The organism is Thiogranum sp., from assembly GCF_058323355.1.
The window spans coordinates 26,723-44,386 of the sequence record NZ_JBTTIO010000007.1; the positions used below are offsets into that span (position 1 = coordinate 26,723).

At 59.6% G+C, this 17,664-nt stretch carries 12 protein-coding genes and 1 pseudogene; 7 read left to right on the plus strand and 6 right to left on the minus strand.

Going from position 1 to position 17,664, the window contains the following annotated elements; all coding sequences use genetic code 11:
* Positions 1 to 2 precede the first annotated feature (2 nt).
* A complete protein-coding gene (gene zipA / locus ACW81B_RS01695; protein WP_491578466.1) occupies positions 3 to 686 on the minus strand; it encodes a cell division protein ZipA in 684 nt (227 codons plus the stop codon).
* Between the two features lie 9 nt (positions 687 to 695).
* Positions 696 to 4,205: pseudogene (smc, locus tag ACW81B_RS01700) on the minus strand (chromosome segregation protein SMC).
* 138 nt (positions 4,206 to 4,343) lie between these two features.
* On the opposite strand from smc, the gene queF reads away from it, so the two are divergent.
* Complete coding sequence (gene queF / locus ACW81B_RS01705) at positions 4,344 to 4,733, plus strand: preQ(1) synthase (RefSeq protein WP_491578467.1); 390 nt, start codon at positions 4,344 to 4,346, stop codon at positions 4,731 to 4,733.
* A 6-nt stretch (positions 4,734 to 4,739) separates the two neighbouring features.
* Positions 4,740 to 6,047, plus strand: a complete 1,308-nt coding sequence (locus ACW81B_RS01710; protein ID WP_491578468.1) for an FGGY-family carbohydrate kinase — start codon at positions 4,740 to 4,742, stop codon at positions 6,045 to 6,047.
* A gap of 273 nt (positions 6,048 to 6,320) precedes the next feature.
* On the opposite strand, the gene cysZ is transcribed toward ACW81B_RS01710, so the two are convergent.
* The 3 genes from cysZ to ACW81B_RS01725 are packed head-to-tail and all read right to left on the minus strand — an operon-like array spanning position 6,321 to position 8,986.
* Positions 6,321 to 7,055, minus strand: coding sequence for a sulfate transporter CysZ (gene cysZ / locus ACW81B_RS01715; protein ID WP_491578469.1), 735 nt, complete (start codon positions 7,053 to 7,055; stop codon positions 6,321 to 6,323).
* Positions 7,052 to 8,209: a pyridoxal phosphate-dependent aminotransferase gene (locus ACW81B_RS01720; RefSeq protein ID WP_491578470.1), complete on the minus strand. Its 1,158-nt coding sequence runs from the start codon at positions 8,207 to 8,209 to the stop codon at positions 7,052 to 7,054. Before ACW81B_RS01720 ends, cysZ begins: the two co-directional genes overlap by 4 nt.
* Positions 8,210 to 8,986, minus strand: coding sequence for an HAD family hydrolase (locus ACW81B_RS01725; RefSeq protein ID WP_491578471.1), 777 nt, complete (start codon positions 8,984 to 8,986; stop codon positions 8,210 to 8,212).
* A gap of 208 nt (positions 8,987 to 9,194) precedes the next feature.
* Here ACW81B_RS01725 and dksA point away from each other — a divergent pair, with 208 nt between their 5' ends.
* The 5 genes from dksA to ACW81B_RS01750 all read left to right on the plus strand — a co-directional run bounded on the left by dksA (position 9,195) and on the right by ACW81B_RS01750 (position 15,495).
* Positions 9,195 to 9,989 carry an RNA polymerase-binding protein DksA gene (gene dksA, locus ACW81B_RS01730; RefSeq protein ID WP_491578472.1) on the plus strand — a complete coding sequence of 265 codons (795 nt, stop codon included), beginning with the start codon at positions 9,195 to 9,197 and terminating at the stop codon, positions 9,987 to 9,989.
* A 41-nt stretch (positions 9,990 to 10,030) separates the two neighbouring features.
* A complete protein-coding gene (gluQRS, locus tag ACW81B_RS01735; RefSeq protein WP_491578473.1) occupies positions 10,031 to 10,921 on the plus strand; it encodes a tRNA glutamyl-Q(34) synthetase GluQRS in 891 nt (296 codons plus the stop codon).
* A 57-nt stretch (positions 10,922 to 10,978) separates the two neighbouring features.
* The gene (acs, locus tag ACW81B_RS01740) at positions 10,979 to 12,916 is read left to right on the plus strand and encodes an acetate--CoA ligase (protein WP_491578474.1); all 1,938 of its coding nucleotides are present in this window, start codon (positions 10,979 to 10,981) and stop codon (positions 12,914 to 12,916) included.
* Positions 12,913 to 13,707, plus strand: coding sequence for a response regulator (locus tag ACW81B_RS01745; protein ID WP_491578475.1), 795 nt, complete (start codon positions 12,913 to 12,915; stop codon positions 13,705 to 13,707). The genes acs and ACW81B_RS01745 overlap by 4 nt, the downstream gene beginning before the upstream one ends.
* 429 nt (positions 13,708 to 14,136) lie before the next feature.
* Positions 14,137 to 15,495 (plus strand): WD40 repeat domain-containing protein, encoded by a 1,359-nt coding sequence (locus ACW81B_RS01750; RefSeq protein ID WP_491578476.1) that lies wholly within the window; start codon positions 14,137 to 14,139, stop codon positions 15,493 to 15,495.
* A 63-nt stretch (positions 15,496 to 15,558) separates the two neighbouring features.
* Here ACW81B_RS01750 and pnp read toward each other — a convergent pair whose 3' ends face one another.
* Positions 15,559 to 17,637, minus strand: a complete 2,079-nt coding sequence (gene pnp / locus ACW81B_RS01755) for a polyribonucleotide nucleotidyltransferase (RefSeq protein WP_491578477.1) — start codon at positions 17,635 to 17,637, stop codon at positions 15,559 to 15,561.
* Positions 17,638 to 17,664: the final 27 nt, after the last annotated feature.

Below are 17,664 nucleotides of genomic sequence, written 5' to 3' on the forward strand. Positions count from 1 at the left end.
GGTCAGGACGCCGCAATGCGCGAGCGGGCCTGCGATTCGGCGATCTGTTCGCGCACCTGCATCAGCACCTGGTGGGTCAGCAGTTTGTGTTGTTCGTCGCGCAGTTCACCGGCCAGTTCCACGGCGAGGCGTTCCGCGGTGTTCACGAAGTCATCGAACGCATCCAGCGCACCGATGGCGCAGGGCAGTTGCAGGAACAGGGTGACGCCGGGCGTCGTAAACGCAGGCATATCACGCGGGAAAGTGCCGGGTTTGACCAGGTTGGCGACACCAAACACGGCAATGTCACGACCGCCCTGCTCCACGTGGCGTTCGAAAATACCTTTTTTACCGTGCACCAGCTTGTTGTTGGCGAAGGCCTTGAGGAGTTTGTCGCCGGGAAAAGGTTCGTTGTCTTCGGCGATAACGGAAATGACATGGATCTGCTCACCGGGGTTCGCCGGGCTTTGTGCGCTGCCGGCATCCACAGGGTCGTGCCAGTCGGGATCGTGGTCGCGCTCGGCAACCAGTTTTTCCATGTGCGCCAGTTCCTGTTCGATATCCGCCGCTTCGGTGTCGCCGTGAGCGGCACGTAGCGCATTGCGTCTGGCACGCCGCGCCGGGCGCTGTTGCAGGCGTGTCCAGAGATACACGCCGCCGATGAACGCGGCACCGGTCACCAGCAGGATGATGCGCAGGTCATCCATAGCGAACGACTAGACCGCCGCGAGCTGCACGGCCTCGTCGACATCCACGGACACCAGGCGCGAGACGCCCGGTTCGTGCATGGTGACGCCGGTCAGCCGGTGGGCAAGATCCATGGTGATCTTGTTGTGGGTAATAAAGATGAACTGCACGCGCTCGGACATTTCCTTCACCATCTCGCAGAAACGGCCGACATTGGCGTCATCGAGCGGTGCATCAACCTCGTCGAGCATGCAGAACGGCGATGGATTGAGTTCGAAAATGGAGAACACCAGCGCCACGGCAGTGAGCGCCTTTTCACCACCGGACAACAGGTGGATAGTGCTGTTGCGCTTGCCCGGCGGGCGTGCCATGACGGTCACGCCGGTGTCGAGCAGGTCTTCGCCGGTCAGTTCCAGGTAGGCGTGACCGCCGCCGAACAGGCGCGGGAACGTGGCCTGCAGGCCGGTATTGACCTTGTCGAAGGTTTCCTTGAAGCGGGTGCGTGTCTCGCGGTCGATCTTGCGGATGGCGTTTTCCAGTGTGTCCAGCGCCGAGGTGACGTCCTCGTGCTGGGCGTCGAGGTATTTCTTGCGCTCGGACTGTTCCTCGTATTCCTCGATGGCAGCGAGGTTGATGGGGCCAAGCCGGGTGATGCGGTTGGCCAGCGTCCCGGCCTCGGCTTCCCAGGCTTCCAGCGTGGCGTCCCCGGGCATTTCCTCGACCAGTTGCGCCAGTTCGAAACCGCTTTCGGCAATCTGTTCCAGCAGGGTTTCGCCGCGCACCTTGATCTCCTGCCAGTGGAGTTTTTCCTGGCCGAGGCGGTCGCGCAGTTGTTCCGCCTGCTGCTCGGTGCGGTGGCGTTTCTGTTCGTCTTCGCGCAGCTTGTGCTCGACGGCTTCCAGTTTGCGACGGCGGTCGGCGAGTTCGGTTTCGACTTCGTGGCGTTGCCTGAGGCCGATCTCCAGCTCCTGTTCCAGCTTCTGCAACGGGGCTTCGCCATCGGCGAGTAACTGGCGGAGTTGCTCGCGACGCTGCTGCAAGTGGCCCTGCTGGCCGCGCATGCGTTCCAGGTTCTGCCGGGTGGTTTCCTGTTCGGTGTGCATGGACTGGTATTTGAGTTCCAGTTCATGCGCCTGGTCGCGATCGCGCTGGGCTTCACTGCGCGCCTCATCGAGCGCGTTGCGTAACTGGTCGCGCTGGGCGGAACGCTGCTCGCGTTCATCGGCCAGGGTATCGATGGTGGACAGCGCTTCGTGTAAACGTGCACGGGCCTGGTCGGCGGCTTTGGTGTCTTCGCTCAGCTGGCTGGCGATTTCGCCGGCTTCCTGCTGCAGGGCTTCGTTGCGCTTGTGAATCTGTTCCAGGCGGGTACGACGCGCATCGAACTGAGCACGCGCATCGCTGAAATCACGGTGGGCGCGGTTGGCCTCGACCTGCATTTCCTCGCGCTGCGCCTCGGCATTCTGGAGTTCGCCACGACCGCTTTCCAGGGCGTTTTCAAGATCAGCAATCAGCTGTTGTTTTTCTTTAAGTTGTTCCTGTAATACATTGATTTCTTTCTCGCGTTCCAGCACGCCTGACTTGCCGTCGGCATCGCGCGCCACGCGCAGCCAGCCGGGGCCGACCCAGATGCCATCACGGGTCACAACGGATTCGTGTGCGGCAAGACGGTTGCGCAACTGCAAGGCTTCACTCAGAGTATCGGCGGCATAGACGCCGGCCAGCAAGCTGTTCAACGACCAGGGAGCACGAACCTTCTGTGTCAGCGGTACACCGGCGTTGCCCGCTTCTTCGGTGACAACCGCAGACGTATCCACCAGCGACAAGGCGCCCTGTGAAATATCGGCCAGCGTATCGGCCACGGCATCGCTGCCCTCGACACACACCGCTTCCAGGTAAAAGCCCAGCGCGGTTTCCACGGCCCGTTCCCAGCCGCTATCGACATCGAGCTGCTTGGCGAGGCGCGGTGCATCGTTCAGGCCCTGCGCGTCCAGCCAGTGTTTGATTTCGCCTTCATTCCCACCCAGCGCGGCCTGCTGCAAGGCCTGCAGGGACGACAGGCGGCCGCGGATATCCTGCTGTTCACCCTGTGCCAGGTTGAGTTCACGCTGCTGGGTGCGGGTGCTCTCGCGCAGTGCGTCGATGCGCGCGCGCAGGACTTCAAGCTGCTCCTGCAAGGCGCTTGCCGCCTGCTGGCGCTCTGCTGCCGTGTTTTCCAGTTCGGTGATTTCACGCTCCAGCGCCTGGCTGTCGAGCTGTTTCTGCTCCTGCTCGATGCGTTCGCGACGTTGCGTCAACTGGTTGAGGTGGCGCTCCAGGTGATCGATGCGGGTGCGCTCAACCTGTGCGGTCTGGGTAATTTCATTGGCGCGGACGTTGAAGGCATCCCACTCGCTCTGCCATTCCTGCATGGCCTTTTCGGCGGCCTCACGCCTGGCGCGCGATGCATCGGCGTGTGCACGCGCCTGCTCGCGGGCCGGGGCGTTCCCGGCCAGTTCATTCGCCAACTGTTCCAGCCGTTGCCCGTCGACCTTGATGTGCGCCTGCACCTCGTTCCACGCCTGCTCGGTTTACTCCAGCTCTTCCTGCTGGGTCTGGCGGGTTTCCCTGCCGTGCTGGATAGCCTGCTCGATGCGCGCCACGTCGGCGCCCAGTTCGTAGAAGCGACCCTGGACTTCATTGAAGCTGTCGGTGGCCTCGACGTGTTCCTCGCGGCCCTTTTCCAGTTCGGCCTCCACGGCCCGCAGTTCCGCCATCACAGCTTCCAGCGCCGTCTCGTTTTCCTGGATGCGTTTGCGACGGTCGGCACTTTCCTCGTGCAGCGCCTGGTATCGCAGTGTCAGCAGCTCGGCCTTGACCCGGCGCTCCTGCTCACGCAGCTCCTTGAACCGCTCCGCACTGCGAGCCTGGCGCTTCAGCTTCTCAAGTTGTTTCTCAATTTCATCTCGTAAGTCATCTAAACGTGAGAGATTTTCCTTCGTATGCCTGATGCGTTTTTCAGTTTCCCGGCGGCGTTCCTTGTACTTGGAGATGCCGGCGGCCTCTTCCAGGAAGGTGCGCAGATCTTCCGGTTTGGCCTCGATCAGGCGCGAGATGGTGCCCTGCTCAATGATCGAATAGCTACGCGGCCCAAGGCCGGTGCCGAGGAAAATATCGGTAATATCGCGACGCCGGCAACGCGTGCCGTTGAGGAAGTACGCCGACTGCCCGTCGCGCGTGACCTGGCGGCGCAGGGAGATTTCGTTGTAATTGGCATACTGACCGCCCAGCCCGCCATCCGAGTTGTCGAACACCAGTTCGACCGAGGCCTGTGCCACCGGCTTGCGCGCGGACGAACCGTTGAATATCACGTCGGCCATGGAATCACCGCGCAGGTGCTTGGCGGAACTCTCGCCCATCACCCAGCGCACCGCATCAATGACATTGGATTTACCACACCCGTTCGGCCCCACCACACCCGTCAGTTCGGACGGAAAATGCACAGTGGTAGGGTCGACGAAAGATTTGAAACCGGAGAGTTTAAGCTTGCTCAATCGCATTGCCGAACTGTACCGATACACGCCATGCCTGACAAGGTTGACATGGTGGTTTATCTGCCATCAATTCGACATACCAAACCCAACTCCCTGTTCCCCTGAAACTTGTGTTGTTTGAGCCTCATCCTGTATCTTCCGCGCATGCCTACGAAGCCCAGCAAAGACCTCGAAACCTTCGACAACCCGCACCCCCGGCGCGACTACACCATCCGTATTCGCATGCCGGAATTCACCTGCCTGTGCCCGAAGACCGGCCAGCCGGATGTCGCCGAGCGGGAGCTGGAATATGTGCCCGACCAGCGCTGCGTGGAGCTGAAATCACTGAAGATGTATATCTGGTCGTTCCGTGACGAAGGCGCCTTCCACGAGGATGTGACCAACCAGATCCTCGACAAGCTGGTGGAAGCCTGCGCGCCGCGCTTCATGCGCCTGACGGCCGAATTCAACGTGCGCGGCGGGGTTTACACCACTGTCATCGCCGAACACCGCGACCCGGCCTGGAAAGCCCCGCAGCGGGTCGAGCTTCCCTGAACCCGCATGCCTGTCCGGCAGGCCTTCATCGGCATTGATATCGGCACTTCCGGGATTCGCGCCTGCGCGATTGACGCGCATGATGCGGAACTGGCCTCGGCAACCGCTCCACTGCCTGCGCCGGAACGTGACGGCGCCAACGTCCAGCAGGACCCCGCAGTCTGGTGGCAGGTATTGTGCGCCACCCTGGACAGGCTGGCGGCTTCGCTGCACAACGCAGCAGTCGTCCGTATTGCCCTCGACGGCACCTCATCCACGCTGCTGCTGTGCCAGCCTGATGGCACACCACTCACCCTCGCCCTGATGTATAACGATGCGCGCGCCACACAGGCCGCCGGGCAGGTCAGCAGCGTGGCCCCGAAACACAGTGCCGCACGTGGCGCCAGCGCCAGCCTCGCAAAATACCTGTTTCTGCGCGACCAGCTCAATGCCGGTGATGTCGCCGAAACCTGCGATGCCATTCCACTGCATCAGGCCGACTGGCTGACCGGCAAGCTCACCGGGCAGTTTCACTCCAGCGACGAAAACAATGCGCTTAAACTCGGCTACGACCCGCAACAGCGGCGCTGGCCCGAATGGCTGGGCAAACTGGGAATCGACATGTCAGCCCTGCCGAAAGTCGTCCCGCCGGGAACACCCATCGGCCCCCTGTCGGAACAACTGGCCACACGCTGGAACTGGCCCGGTGCAGAACTGGTCGCCGGCACCACCGACAGCACCGCCGGCTTCCTCGCCACCGGCGCCACACAGACGGGAACAGGCGTCACCTCGCTGGGCAGCACACTGGTCATCAAGGTACTGTCCGACCAGCCGGTATTCGACGCCAGCCACGGCATCTACAGCCACCGACTCGGCAACCACTGGCTGGCCGGTGGCGCATCCAACGCCGGTGGCGCCGTGCTGAAACAATACTTCAGCCGCTGCGACATCAAACGCTACAGCCGCCTGATGGATACCGAACACCCGACCGGGCTGGATTACTACCCGCTAGCCGCCCCCGGTGAACGCTTCCCGATTGCCGACCCGTCACTCGTGCCGCGATTAACACCACGGCCCTCGTCGGAGCGGGTATTTTTCCAGGGCATTCTGGAAGGGCTGGCAAACATTGAAGCGGAAGGTTATCGCTTACTACACGCTTGCGGCGCACCTGCGCTGAAACAGGTACTAACCGTTGGTGGCGGTGCACATAACAAGCGCTGGGAGGCAATGCGGGCAGTGAAGCTCAACGTTCCTGTCTCGCAAGCGTTACACAGTGAGGCGGCGCATGGTGCGGCACGGTTGGCGCGTGGTATCGAGGCGTTGTTTCAGGGTTGAAATGCCGCTCTGCAGGAGATTGTTTCGCTGTGCTCGCAATGACGACTCAGGCAACATCTAACACGGAGCCAGTCACGGGCGGGGTGAGGCTTTTTCAGGCATCGGCGCAGCCGAGCATCGCAGACGTTTTGCGATCAAGCGAGCGTTGTCTGAGCGGTTCGCGCAAAGCGCGTACCGCGAGTTTAGCGAGCGCGCAAAACGTCGAGAAGCGCAGGGAACCCGCGCAGCGGGCAAGCCGCCGCCTGAAAAAGCCTCACCCCGCCCGTGACGAAATCAACCACTCGAACGAAGCCCCTCCTCCCGAACCCACATCACCGTCGCCCCCGCCACTGCCGCCGGCATCACAATAAAGTTCACCACCGGGATCAGCGTGCAAACCATCACCAGCCCGCCGAAACTCCACGCCAGCAACGGCCGCTTGCGCAGCCGCGCCCGTTGCTCGGTGAAGAACAGCCGGTGATTGCCCATCGGGAAGTCGATGTACTGTACTGTCATCATCCACGCCCCGAACAGCACCCACACCACCGTTGCAGGCAGGTTGAGCAGCGGAACCCATAACAGGATAAACAACGGGATCACGCGCAGCAGGTAGTACAGCAGCTTGCGTATTTCAGAAAGCACGGCCGGTGGAATGTCGCGCACCACATCACGCCAGTTTGACTCAAATGTCTTGCCCGTCAGGTGGGCCTCCACGGCTTCCGCCAGCAGGCCGTTGAACGGTGCGCCAATGAGATTGGCGACCACCGAGAAGCTATAGAAGATTACAACCAGACTGGTTGCCCAGAACAGTGGAAGGATAATGAAGCTCAGCCAGTGCAACCAGGAAGGCAGGCGTGACAGTAACCACTGCGTCGTATCATCGACCCAGCTATATGCCCAGGCGAGAAGACCGCCAAACAGCAATAAATTAATGAGCAACGGGATGATAACGAAGCGACGCAGTTTCGGGCGCATTAACAGTGAAGCGCCTTCGAGCAGATAACGCGGACCATTGAACAGATCTTTCATTGCTGCTTTATGTATCCCGCAATACGCTCGACACCGAGCTTCAGACTTTCCATATCGGTTGTATAGGCGAAACGCACATGCTGTTGCGCTTTCCAGTCACCGAAATCGATGCCGGGGGTGATGGCAACGCCGGCCTGCTCCAGCAGGTCGCGTGTAAAAGCAAAACTGTCATCGGTAAAGCGTTCGCAGTTGGCGTAGAGGTAAAAGGCGCCCTGCGGTTGCACCGGGATATCGAAGCCCAGTTCGGTCAGCGCCGGCAGCAGGTAATTTCGTCTCGCCTGGAAGGCCTGGCGGCGTGACTCGATGATGGCCTGCGCCTCATCCGTGTAAGCCGCCAGTGCGGCGTACTGGGCCAGCGTGGGCGCGGCAAGAAACAGGTTCTGCGCCAGTGCATCGAGGGCATCAATGTGGGCCTCGGGCGCAACCAGCCAGCCGAGGCGCCAACCGGTCATACCCTGGAACTTGGAAAAGCTGTTGATCACGAACAGGTCATCAGCCAGCGCCAGTGCCGAACGGGGCCGCTCGCCGTAGCTCAGCCCCTGGTAGATTTCATCCACGATGAGGCTGCCACCACGGGCGCGCACGGCCTTGTGCAGCGCCTCCAGGCGCTCCGGCGTGATGAGGGTGCCGGTGGGGTTGGACGGGCTGGCGATCAGGGCGCAGCAGGTTTTGTCATTCCAGTGGGTTTCGATGCTGGCAGCATCGAGCTGGTAATGCTGGTCTGCGCCAACCGGCACGCGCACCGGCCGGGCATCGAACAGGCGCACGAAGTTGCTGTTGCAGGGGTAACCCGGGTCGGTCATCAACACTTCACTGCCGGGGTCTACCAGCAGCGCCAGTAGCAGTTGCAGGGCGCCGGATGCACCGGGTGTCACAATAATGCACCGCGGGTCAATCTCCAGGCCATCGTGCTCCCGGTAATCGTTGGCTATGGCTTCGCGTAATTCACGCAGCCCGACGGCCGGCGTGTAGTGGGTGCGACCTTCCTGCAGGGCGCGAATGCCGGCATCGATAATCGGTTGCGGGGTGGAGAAATCCGGCTCACCGATCTCCATGTGAACAATAGTACGGCCCTGTGCTTCCAGTTCGCGCGCTCGCGCCAGCAACGCCATGACATGAAACGGCGTGATGGATTCAATACGCCGCGCGGTCACTCAGCCGGCCTCTCTCCGGGTTGCCGCATGCAACTTGTGCAGGCATTCGATATCGACGCAGGGTTTATCGCATACCATACCGGACAGCACGGTCATGGGCGCATCCGGCTCACCCAGCGTATCTACCACCATTGCGGCGCCGGTGAAATCGTGATCCAGGGTATATTCATTGGTGGTGATCAGGGTTTCAAGCCCGGCATCGCGCGCGGCGCGCAGACCATTGGCCGAATCCTCCAGCGCCAGGCATTCATCCGGGCTGACGTCCATGGCCTGCATGGCATAGTGGTAGATGTCCGGCGCCGGTTTCTTGGCCGGCACCACGGCGCCGGCGGCAATCACGTCAAACCAGTCGACCGCCCCGGGCGAAACGCTGTACTGCAACAAGGCGGTAACATTGGCCGGTGTGGTGGTCGTTGCAATGCCCAGCCGCAGACCTGCTTCACGCGCTTCCCTGAGCAGGCGCAGTACGCCTGGACGCAACGGCAACTCACCGGCCGCCATGGTACGGGTATAGATATCCGTCTTGGCGGCGTGCAGGCCGGCCACGTATTCGTCGAGATTCAGGGGTGGCTCGAAGTCAGGCAGGTGCGTTGCCAGGAAGTGCCTGATGCGCTCCTTGCCACCGGTGACCGCCAGCAATTCACCATACAGGGTCTGCGACCACTCCCAGTCGAGGCCGGCCTGCCGGAATGCCTTGTTGAAGGACTGGCGATGGATTTCCTCCGTATCCGCCAGCGTTCCATCAACATCAAACAGCAAGGTTGTTAAGCGACTCATAAAGTTTTTCCTGACGTTAAATCCGTCTAGCCTACCGCACTGCCGAAACCCGCAACAAGCCTCAATGACCCGACACTTTCGATTCGTGCTTGACTCCGCCGATGCACAGCCGGAAACTACGCCACTTGGTTGGGCCGGCCAATAAATGCTTGCCCTTGTTCCGGGTTTTTGATATAGAGCATCGCTTGTTTTAATTTGGAGAAGTTGCATGGCTGCCAAGAAAAAGGCTGCGAAAGCGAAAGCAAAGAAAAAAATTGCCGCGAAGAAACCGGCAACCAGGAAAAAAGTAGCCGCCAAAAAGACGCCGGCAAAGAAAAAAGCTGCCGCCAAAAAGACCGTTGCAAAGAAAAAAACCGTTGCAAAGAAAACTGCGGCGAAAAAAACACCGGTAAAGAAAAAGGCCGTGGCGAAGAAAGCCGTGGCGAAAAAGGCACCCGCCAGGAAGTCTGCCGCCAAAAAGGCGCCAGCAAAAAAAGCGGCTGCAAAGAAAGCCGCCACAAGGAAACCGGCTGCCGCCAGTACACCGAAGACGCGGGCACCGAAAAAGAAATCGCCACACAAGCCGGCCCCCGCTCCACTCTCCGCCCACGCCGGCCCGGTACCCGGCATCGCCCCCTATATGGAAAAGAAGGGCGAGGAATACATGAGCGAGGAACAGGTCAAACACTTCCGCAAGATCCTCAATGCCTGGAAGCATGACCTGATGGAAGAAGTGGATCGCACCGTGCACCATATGCAGGACGAAGCGGCCAACTTCCCCGACCCGAATGACCGTGCCACGCAGGAATCGGAGTTCAGCATGGAACTGCGCGCGCGGGATCGCGAACGCAAGCTGATCAAAAAGATCGACGAAGCGCTGATGCACCTCGAAAATGATGAATACGGCTATTGCGAGGCCTGCGGCATCGAGATCGGCATTCGCCGGCTTGAGGCACGCCCTACCGCCACGCTCTGCATCGACTGCAAGACGCTCGACGAGATCCGCGAGAAACAGCACAGCTAGGACGCGTCAACCCGCAGGGTTAGCCTGGTAAACTGTTGCCCATGCCGGACACCCGTTATACTGGCCGCTTCGCACCCTCGCCCACCGGCCCGCTGCATTTCGGTTCGCTGGTTGCCGCACTGGGCAGTTACCTTGATGCCCGTGCCCGCGGCGGGCGCTGGCTGGTACGCATGGAAGACCTCGACCCGCCGCGGGAAGTACCAGGCGCGGCTGACGATATCCTGTGCACGCTGGAGGCGTTTGCGCTGCTGCATGATGATGAAGTCATGTACCAGAGCCGGCGTCACGAAGCCTACCAGTCAGCGCTCGATCGGCTGCTCGAACAGGGACGCGCCTACCCCTGTGGCTGCACCCGTCGCGAAATTCGTGCAACCGGCACGCCCGGCGGCGTCTACCCGGGCACCTGCCGCAACGGACTGCCGCCCGGACGTGAAGCGCGTTCGGTACGCCTGCGCGTTGACGGTATCACCACACGGTTTATCGATCGTCTGCAGGGCCCCGTTCAGGAAAACCTCGAGCAACAGGTCGGTGATTTTATTCTGCGTCGTGCCGATGGCCTGTTCGCCTACCAGCTGGCCGTCGTGGTCGACGATGCCTGCCAGGGCATCACCGATATCGTGCGTGGCGTTGACCTGCTGGATTCCACTTGCCGCCAGATTGGACTGCAACACGTGCTGGATATACCAACCCCCGCCTACCTGCATTTGCCGATTGCAGTAAAAGCAGATGGCGCCAAGCTCAGCAAACAAACCTTTGCCCGACCGCTCGACCGCAGACAACCCACAACACAACTGGCGCGAGCACTGCGCTTTCTGGGCCACGAGGTGCCCGCCGAACGGGAACGCGAATCGCCCGCCAGCTTCCTGCAATGGGCAGTCACCGTCTGGGACACCCACGCCCTGCCGCAACAGCGCGCCATCGAAGCCGATTGATACTGCTTCCCGATTGTCCGTACAATGCCCTGAATCTGAACAACAAGGAGTTCGTGGATGTCAGAGGAAAAGCTCTACCCGGTGCCACCCGCCTTTGCTGCCAGCGCGCATATCAACGCAACACAGTATCGCGAGATGTACCAGCGCTCCATCGACGACCCGGACGGATTCTGGGGCCAGCAGGCGGAGCGCTTTATCAGCTGGTACAAACCGTGGGACAAGGTACTCGACTGGGACTTCAATGAACCGCACATCGAGTGGTTTGCCGGTGCCGAGCTGAATGCCAGCTACAACTGCATCGACCGGCACCTGGAAACACGCGGTGAACAGACCGCCATTGTCTGGGAAGGTGATGACCCGGCCCGGGACAAGTGCATCACCTATAACGAACTGCACCGCGAAGTCTGCCGCTTCTCCAATGTACTGAAAAAACGTGGCGTGAAAAAAGGCGACCGGGTGTGCATCTATATGCCCATGATCCCCGAGGCCGCCTACGCCATGCTGGCCTGCGCACGTATCGGCGCCGTGCACTCAGTGGTATTCGGTGGCTTCTCGCCGGAATCCATCAAGGACCGCATCCTCGACTCGGACTGCCGCGTGGTGATTACCGCCGATGAAGGCGTGCGCGGCGGCAAGGTCATCCCGCTCAAGGCCAATACGGACAAGGCGCTGGAAAACTGCCCGAATGTGCACACGGTTGTTGTCGTGCGACGCACCGGTGGCGACATTCACTGGCACGACGAGCGCGACGTGTGGCTGCACGAGATCGCGAAAACCGTCGACGCCAGCTGCGAACCGGAACACATGTCTGCCGAAGACCCGTTGTTCATTCTCTATACTTCCGGCTCGACCGGAAAACCCAAGGGCGTACTGCACACCACCGGCGGCTACCTGTTATATGCCGCCATGACTCATAAATATGTATTTGACTACCAGGACGGCGAGACCTACTGGTGTACTGCGGACGTCGGCTGGATCACCGGGCACACCTACATTGTCTATGGCCCGCTGGCGAACGGTGCAAAGACACTGATGTTCGAAGGCATCCCCACCTGGCCGGATGCCTCGCGTTTCTGGCAGGTGTGCGACAAGCACGAAGTGGCCACCTTCTACACAGCGCCGACCGCGATCCGTGCATTGATGCGCGAAGGTGAAGGACCGGTTAAAAAAACAAGGCGCAGCAGCCTGCGACTGCTCGGCACCGTTGGCGAACCCATTAACCCGGAAGCCTGGGAATGGTACAGCCAGGTTGTCGGCGAAGGCCGCTGCCCGATTGTCGACACCTGGTGGCAGACGGAAACCGGCGGCCACATGATCACACCGCTGCCCGGCGCGATTGCCACCAAACCCGGTTCAGCAACCCTGCCCTTCTTTGGTGTGGCACCAGCCCTGGTCGACAATGAAGGCCATGTGCTGGAAGGCGAAGCCGAGGGCAACCTGGTGATCACCCGTCCCTGGCCGGCCATGATGCGCACCGTGTACGGTGATCACAAACGCTTCAGGGAAACCTATTTCTCGACTTACCCGGGCATGTATTTCACCGGCGACGGTGCACGTCGCGACAAGGACGGTTATTACTGGATCACCGGGCGCGTGGACGATGTACTCAATGTTTCAGGGCACAGGCTGGGGACGGCAGAACTGGAAAGTGCGCTGGTCCTGCACGAAGCTGTTGCCGAGGCCGCCGTCGTAGGCTACCCGCACGATATCAAGGGACAGGGTATCTATGCCTTTGTCACGCTGGTCAAGGGTGTGGAACCGAGTGATGAACTCAGAACCGAACTGATCAAAATGGTACGCAACGAAATTGGCCCGATTGCCACCATCGATGTGCTGCAGTGGGCACCCGCACTGCCCAAGACCCGCTCCGGCAAAATCATGCGCCGCATCCTGCGCAAGATTGCCGCGAATGAAATCGATACCCTCGGCGACACCAGTACACTCGCCGACCCGGGAGTGGTCAAGGAACTGATTACCAACCGGGCCCACCAATGAGTCAATTATCGATACAACAACTGGAAGTTCTGCTGGTTGAACCTTCGACCACCCAGCACAGGATTATCGAGGGCTATCTCACGGCGCTGGGCGCACCGGCTGTGCGCCGGGCACAGGATGGAAAGTCTGCACTGGCATTAATGCAGGAAAGCATCCCGGACCTGGTGATCAGCACCATGCACCTGCCCGACATGACAGGCACGGAACTGGTTCAGCGCATGCGTGCGGATGAGCGGCTGCTCGATGTTGCCTTCATGCTGGTCTCCAGCGAAACCGGCATACGCTACCTGGAACCGCTGCGTCAGGCCGGCGTGGTCGCCATGCTGCCCAAACCCTGCTCGCAGGATCAACTGCGCGCCTCGTTGTTTGCGGCGCTGGAGTTTCTTGAACCTGAACCACTGGAACTGGAGCACATCACACCGGAAGAGATGAACGTGTTGATCGTCGACGACAGCTTCACCTCACGACGCATCATCCGCCAGATGCTGGAGAAAATGGGCGTCGAAAAAATCAGCGAAGCGGAAAATGGCAGGCAGGCCGTGGAACATATCGAGCAGGAATTCTTTGACCTGATTGTTACCGACTACAACATGCCGGAAATGGATGGCGAGCAACTCAGCCAGTTCATCCGCAAGGAAAGCAGCCAGCAGAGCGTGCCGGTATTAATGGTCACCTCTGAAACAGACAAGACCCGACTGGCCGGTGTCGAGCAAAGCGGTGTTTCGGCCATTTTCGACAAGCCCTTCAACGTCGACACACTGCGCACCACCATTCAACGCCTGCTTGCCTGACATGTCGGGTTTGTTTCAGGCCGGCTGCCTCTGTGTCCCCGCTACTGGCTGGACCAGCGTGTGACTGGCTGGTTCAACCCGGATGAGAGGCGATGAACTGACGCTTTTTTCGCACCACTTCAGTGCATTATAAGTAATTTCTGATGTACTTCTTTTTGCTCGAAACCTGACCCTGTTGCGTAGTGTTGACAAGCTGTCAGCGCCAGATACCAACATAAAGTTCCTTTTTAAGTTCGTTTTATATCCCCTTGTTTAAATAAGTTTAATATAAGTTTAATTAATGGACGAACAAGCCCGATAAGTGGCTAAGCAACTGATAACCACAACACTTTCCTCAAGCTGACACAGGTCATGCCGATACCTCACCCAGACTGATTCGTCAATACCTTGGCGCACAGAACTGGAAATTTTAACCGAGGCCAAACCCCTATGACACGTTCGAAGCTGATCAAGACAACCGCGTTGAGTCTGGCGCTGCTGTCCGGCGCAAGCCATGCATCCGAAGCCGATATCTATTCGATCCACTTCACTGAAGACGGCAAACATCTTATTACGGGTGGTGCCGGCGGCTACACACTCGCCGACAAGGTGGAACATACCGGCGGCATCAAAATCTGGGATGCCAGCAGTGGCGCACTGGTGGAAGCCCTGGGCGACCGCAAGGATCTGGATATGTTGTTTGGCGACAAGTATGGCCGGGTAGGCAACCGTCGCTGGGGTATCAGCAACTTCAAGGATGTGGTGATGACCGGCTCCTATCCGAACGGCAAGGTATTGCTGATCCCGAGTTCACTGGGCGTTATGGGTAGCAACCAGAAGACACAGCTGCCCGGGTTCATCGGTGGCTATATGGACTTCTCGGGCAAACAACCGGCGCGCATCGAGCTGTCAAAGGTCAAGGGCAAGAACGGCAACTGCGACCCGAAGACCGGCTTCCATGACTATGTCGGTCCGATTGTGCCATCCAACAATGGCAAGTTCGCCGCTATCGTGGTGAATACCTGCACCGCGCGTACCAACGACAAGGACCAGCAGGTTGCCTTCGAGTACAACTCCGACCTGCACGTGATGGACCTGGAAAAATTCACCATCACCCACACCATCGAACATATTGATGCGGGCGTCTACGCGCTGGGTATCACAGATGCCGGTAATCGCGTGGCATTCGTCGGCCGCGACCAGTTCGCTGTTATTGATACCGATACCGACGAGCGCCATGTTGTCGAAAGCTATTCCGGCAGCGATTTCATGATTCCGCGCCAGTTCAGTTCCCTGCAGTTCAGCAAGGACGGCAAGCAATTGATCTCCCTGCGCAATGTCTATGATATCGAATCCGGCAAGGAGCACACCCTGAAATGGGCCAGTGGCGACGCGAAGAAGCCACGCCGTATTTCCAGTGTCCGCGTTTCACCTGACCTGAAGTTCTTTGCCATTGTGATGCCCAGGCGCTCACTGATTACCTTCGGCGACGACGGCCTGCCCCGCTCCTACGGCAAGGCAGACAAGGTGGTGCTGCTGAGCACCACCACCGGTGAACGGACCGAACTGGAAATCACTGACTCCATGACCGAAGGCAAGCGTTGTGTCACGGACATCTCACCGGACAGTACCCGCGTGGCCGTGGGCTGCAAGGGTGGACTGCTGCGGGTCTATGACTCCAGCACCGGAAAACTGGTGTGGCACAAGCAGAACATCGGCAAGAAGTCCGATAATGGCCTGATGCAGGTTGAGTATGATGACGGCCTGGACAACTTCTACAGCATGCTGGACGGCTCGCTGCTGAACTAACGCTTCATCATTCCGGCGAATGCCGGAATCCAGTAAAAAAGGGCCTTACGGCCCTTTTTTACTTCACACCGCCTTCATACTGAGGCGAATACGGCCCTGCTTGTCGACTTCCAGCACCTTGACCTTGATGGTGTCGCCCTCGGACAACTTGTCGCTGACCTTTTCGACACGCTCGTCACTGATCTGGGAGATGTGTACCAGTCCGTCCTTGCCCGGCAGGATGGTCACGAAAGCGCCAAAGTCCATCAGCTTGGCAACCTTGCCTTCGTATACGTGTCCGACTTCAACATCGGCTGTCAACTGCTCGATGCGGCGCTTGCACTCTTCGCCAGCCGCGTGATCCACGGAAGCAATCTTGACCGTACCACTGTCATCGATATCGACGCTGGCACCGGTTTCCTCGGTCAGCGCACGAATCGTCGCCCCGCCCTTACCGATCACGTCGCGGATGCGGTCCGGGTTGATCTTCATGGTGATGTAACGCGGTGCATAGGCCGACATTTCTTCACGCGCGGTACTGATGGCACTGTTCATTTCCTTGAGAATGTGCAGGCGGGCATCCTGTGCCTGGTTAAGTGCCTGCTCCATGATCTCTTTGGTGATGCCATCAATCTTGATGTCCATCTGCAGGGCATTCACACCCTTTTCGGTACCGGCCACCTTGAAGTCCATGTCGCCGAGGTGGTCCTCGTCGCCCATGATATCGGTCAGTACAGCGAAGTTATCGCCTTCCTTGATCAGACCCATCGCCACGCCCGCCACGGGGGCCTTCAACGGTACACCCGCGTCCATCATAGACAGGCTGCTGCCGCACACACTGGCCATGGAGCTGGAACCGTTTGACTCGGTGATTTCCGACACCACGCGAATGGTATAGGGGAAGTCCTCGACCGAAGGCATCACTGCCAGCAGGCCCCGCTTGGCAAGACGACCGTGACCGATCTCGCGACGCTTGGGACTGCCGACACGGCCGGTTTCACCGACGCAGTAGGGCGGGAAGTTGTAGTGCAGCATGAAGTGTTCACGGTACGAACCCTGCAGGGCATCGATGATCTGCGCATCACGCTCGGTACCCAGCGTGGTAACCACCAGCGCCTGGGTTTCACCACGCGTGAACAGCGCAGAACCGTGAACGCGCGGCAGCACGCCGGTGCGGATGGTAATCGGACGAACCGTTTTGGTATCACGGCCGTCGATGCGTGGGTTACCCTCGATGATACGGCTGCGGACAATGCGTTTTTCCAGCTTGTCCATCGCACCGCGGATATCCTCGGCGCTGTGGCCACCTTCATCATCGCTGGCGAGTTTTTCAATCGTTTCTGTACGAATGGCATCCAGCCGTGCATAGCGATCCTGCTTGTCGGCAATCTGGTACGCCTCACCGAATGCCGCCTCGCTGGCATCGGCAACCCGCTTCGCCAGTGTTTCATCAGCTTCAGGTGCTGACCATTCCCAGGCCGGGGCATTCACTTCGGCAGCCAGTTCGCTGATGGCGCTGATGGCAGACTGCATCTGTTCGTGTCCGTATACAACAGAACCGAGCATAACGTCTTCCGGCAGTTCCTTCGCTTCGGACTCGACCATCAGCACGGCCCTGGAGGTGCCGGCAACGACCAGGTCCAGCCTGGAATCTTCCAGCTGGCTGTGTGTCGGGTTCAGGACGTATTCATCGTTGATGTAGCCAACACGCGCTGCACCGACCGGACCGGCAAACGGCAGACCGGAAATCGAGCAGGCCGCGGAAGCGCCAAGCAGGGCAGGAATGTCAGGATCGATCTCGGGGTCCAGTGACATCACCGTGGCGATGATCTGAACTTCGTTGGTGAAACCCTTCGGGAACAACGGGCGAATCGGACGATCGATCAAGCGACACAACAGTGTCTCATTCTCGCTTGGTCGCCCTTCGCGACGGAAAAAGCCGCCCGGGATCTGCCCGGCGGCGTAGGTGCGTTCCTGGTAATCCACGGTCAGCGGGAAGAAGTCCCGGCCTTCCGAACCGCGTTTCAAACCCACCACGGTAACAAATACGACGGTCTCTCCCATGCTGACCATGACGGCGCCACTGGCCTGGCGGGCAATCTCGCCGGTTTCAAAGGTCACGGTATGGTCGCCGTACTGGAACGATTTCTTGATCGGATTCACTGGCTAGTCCTTAACTGATGGCTACAG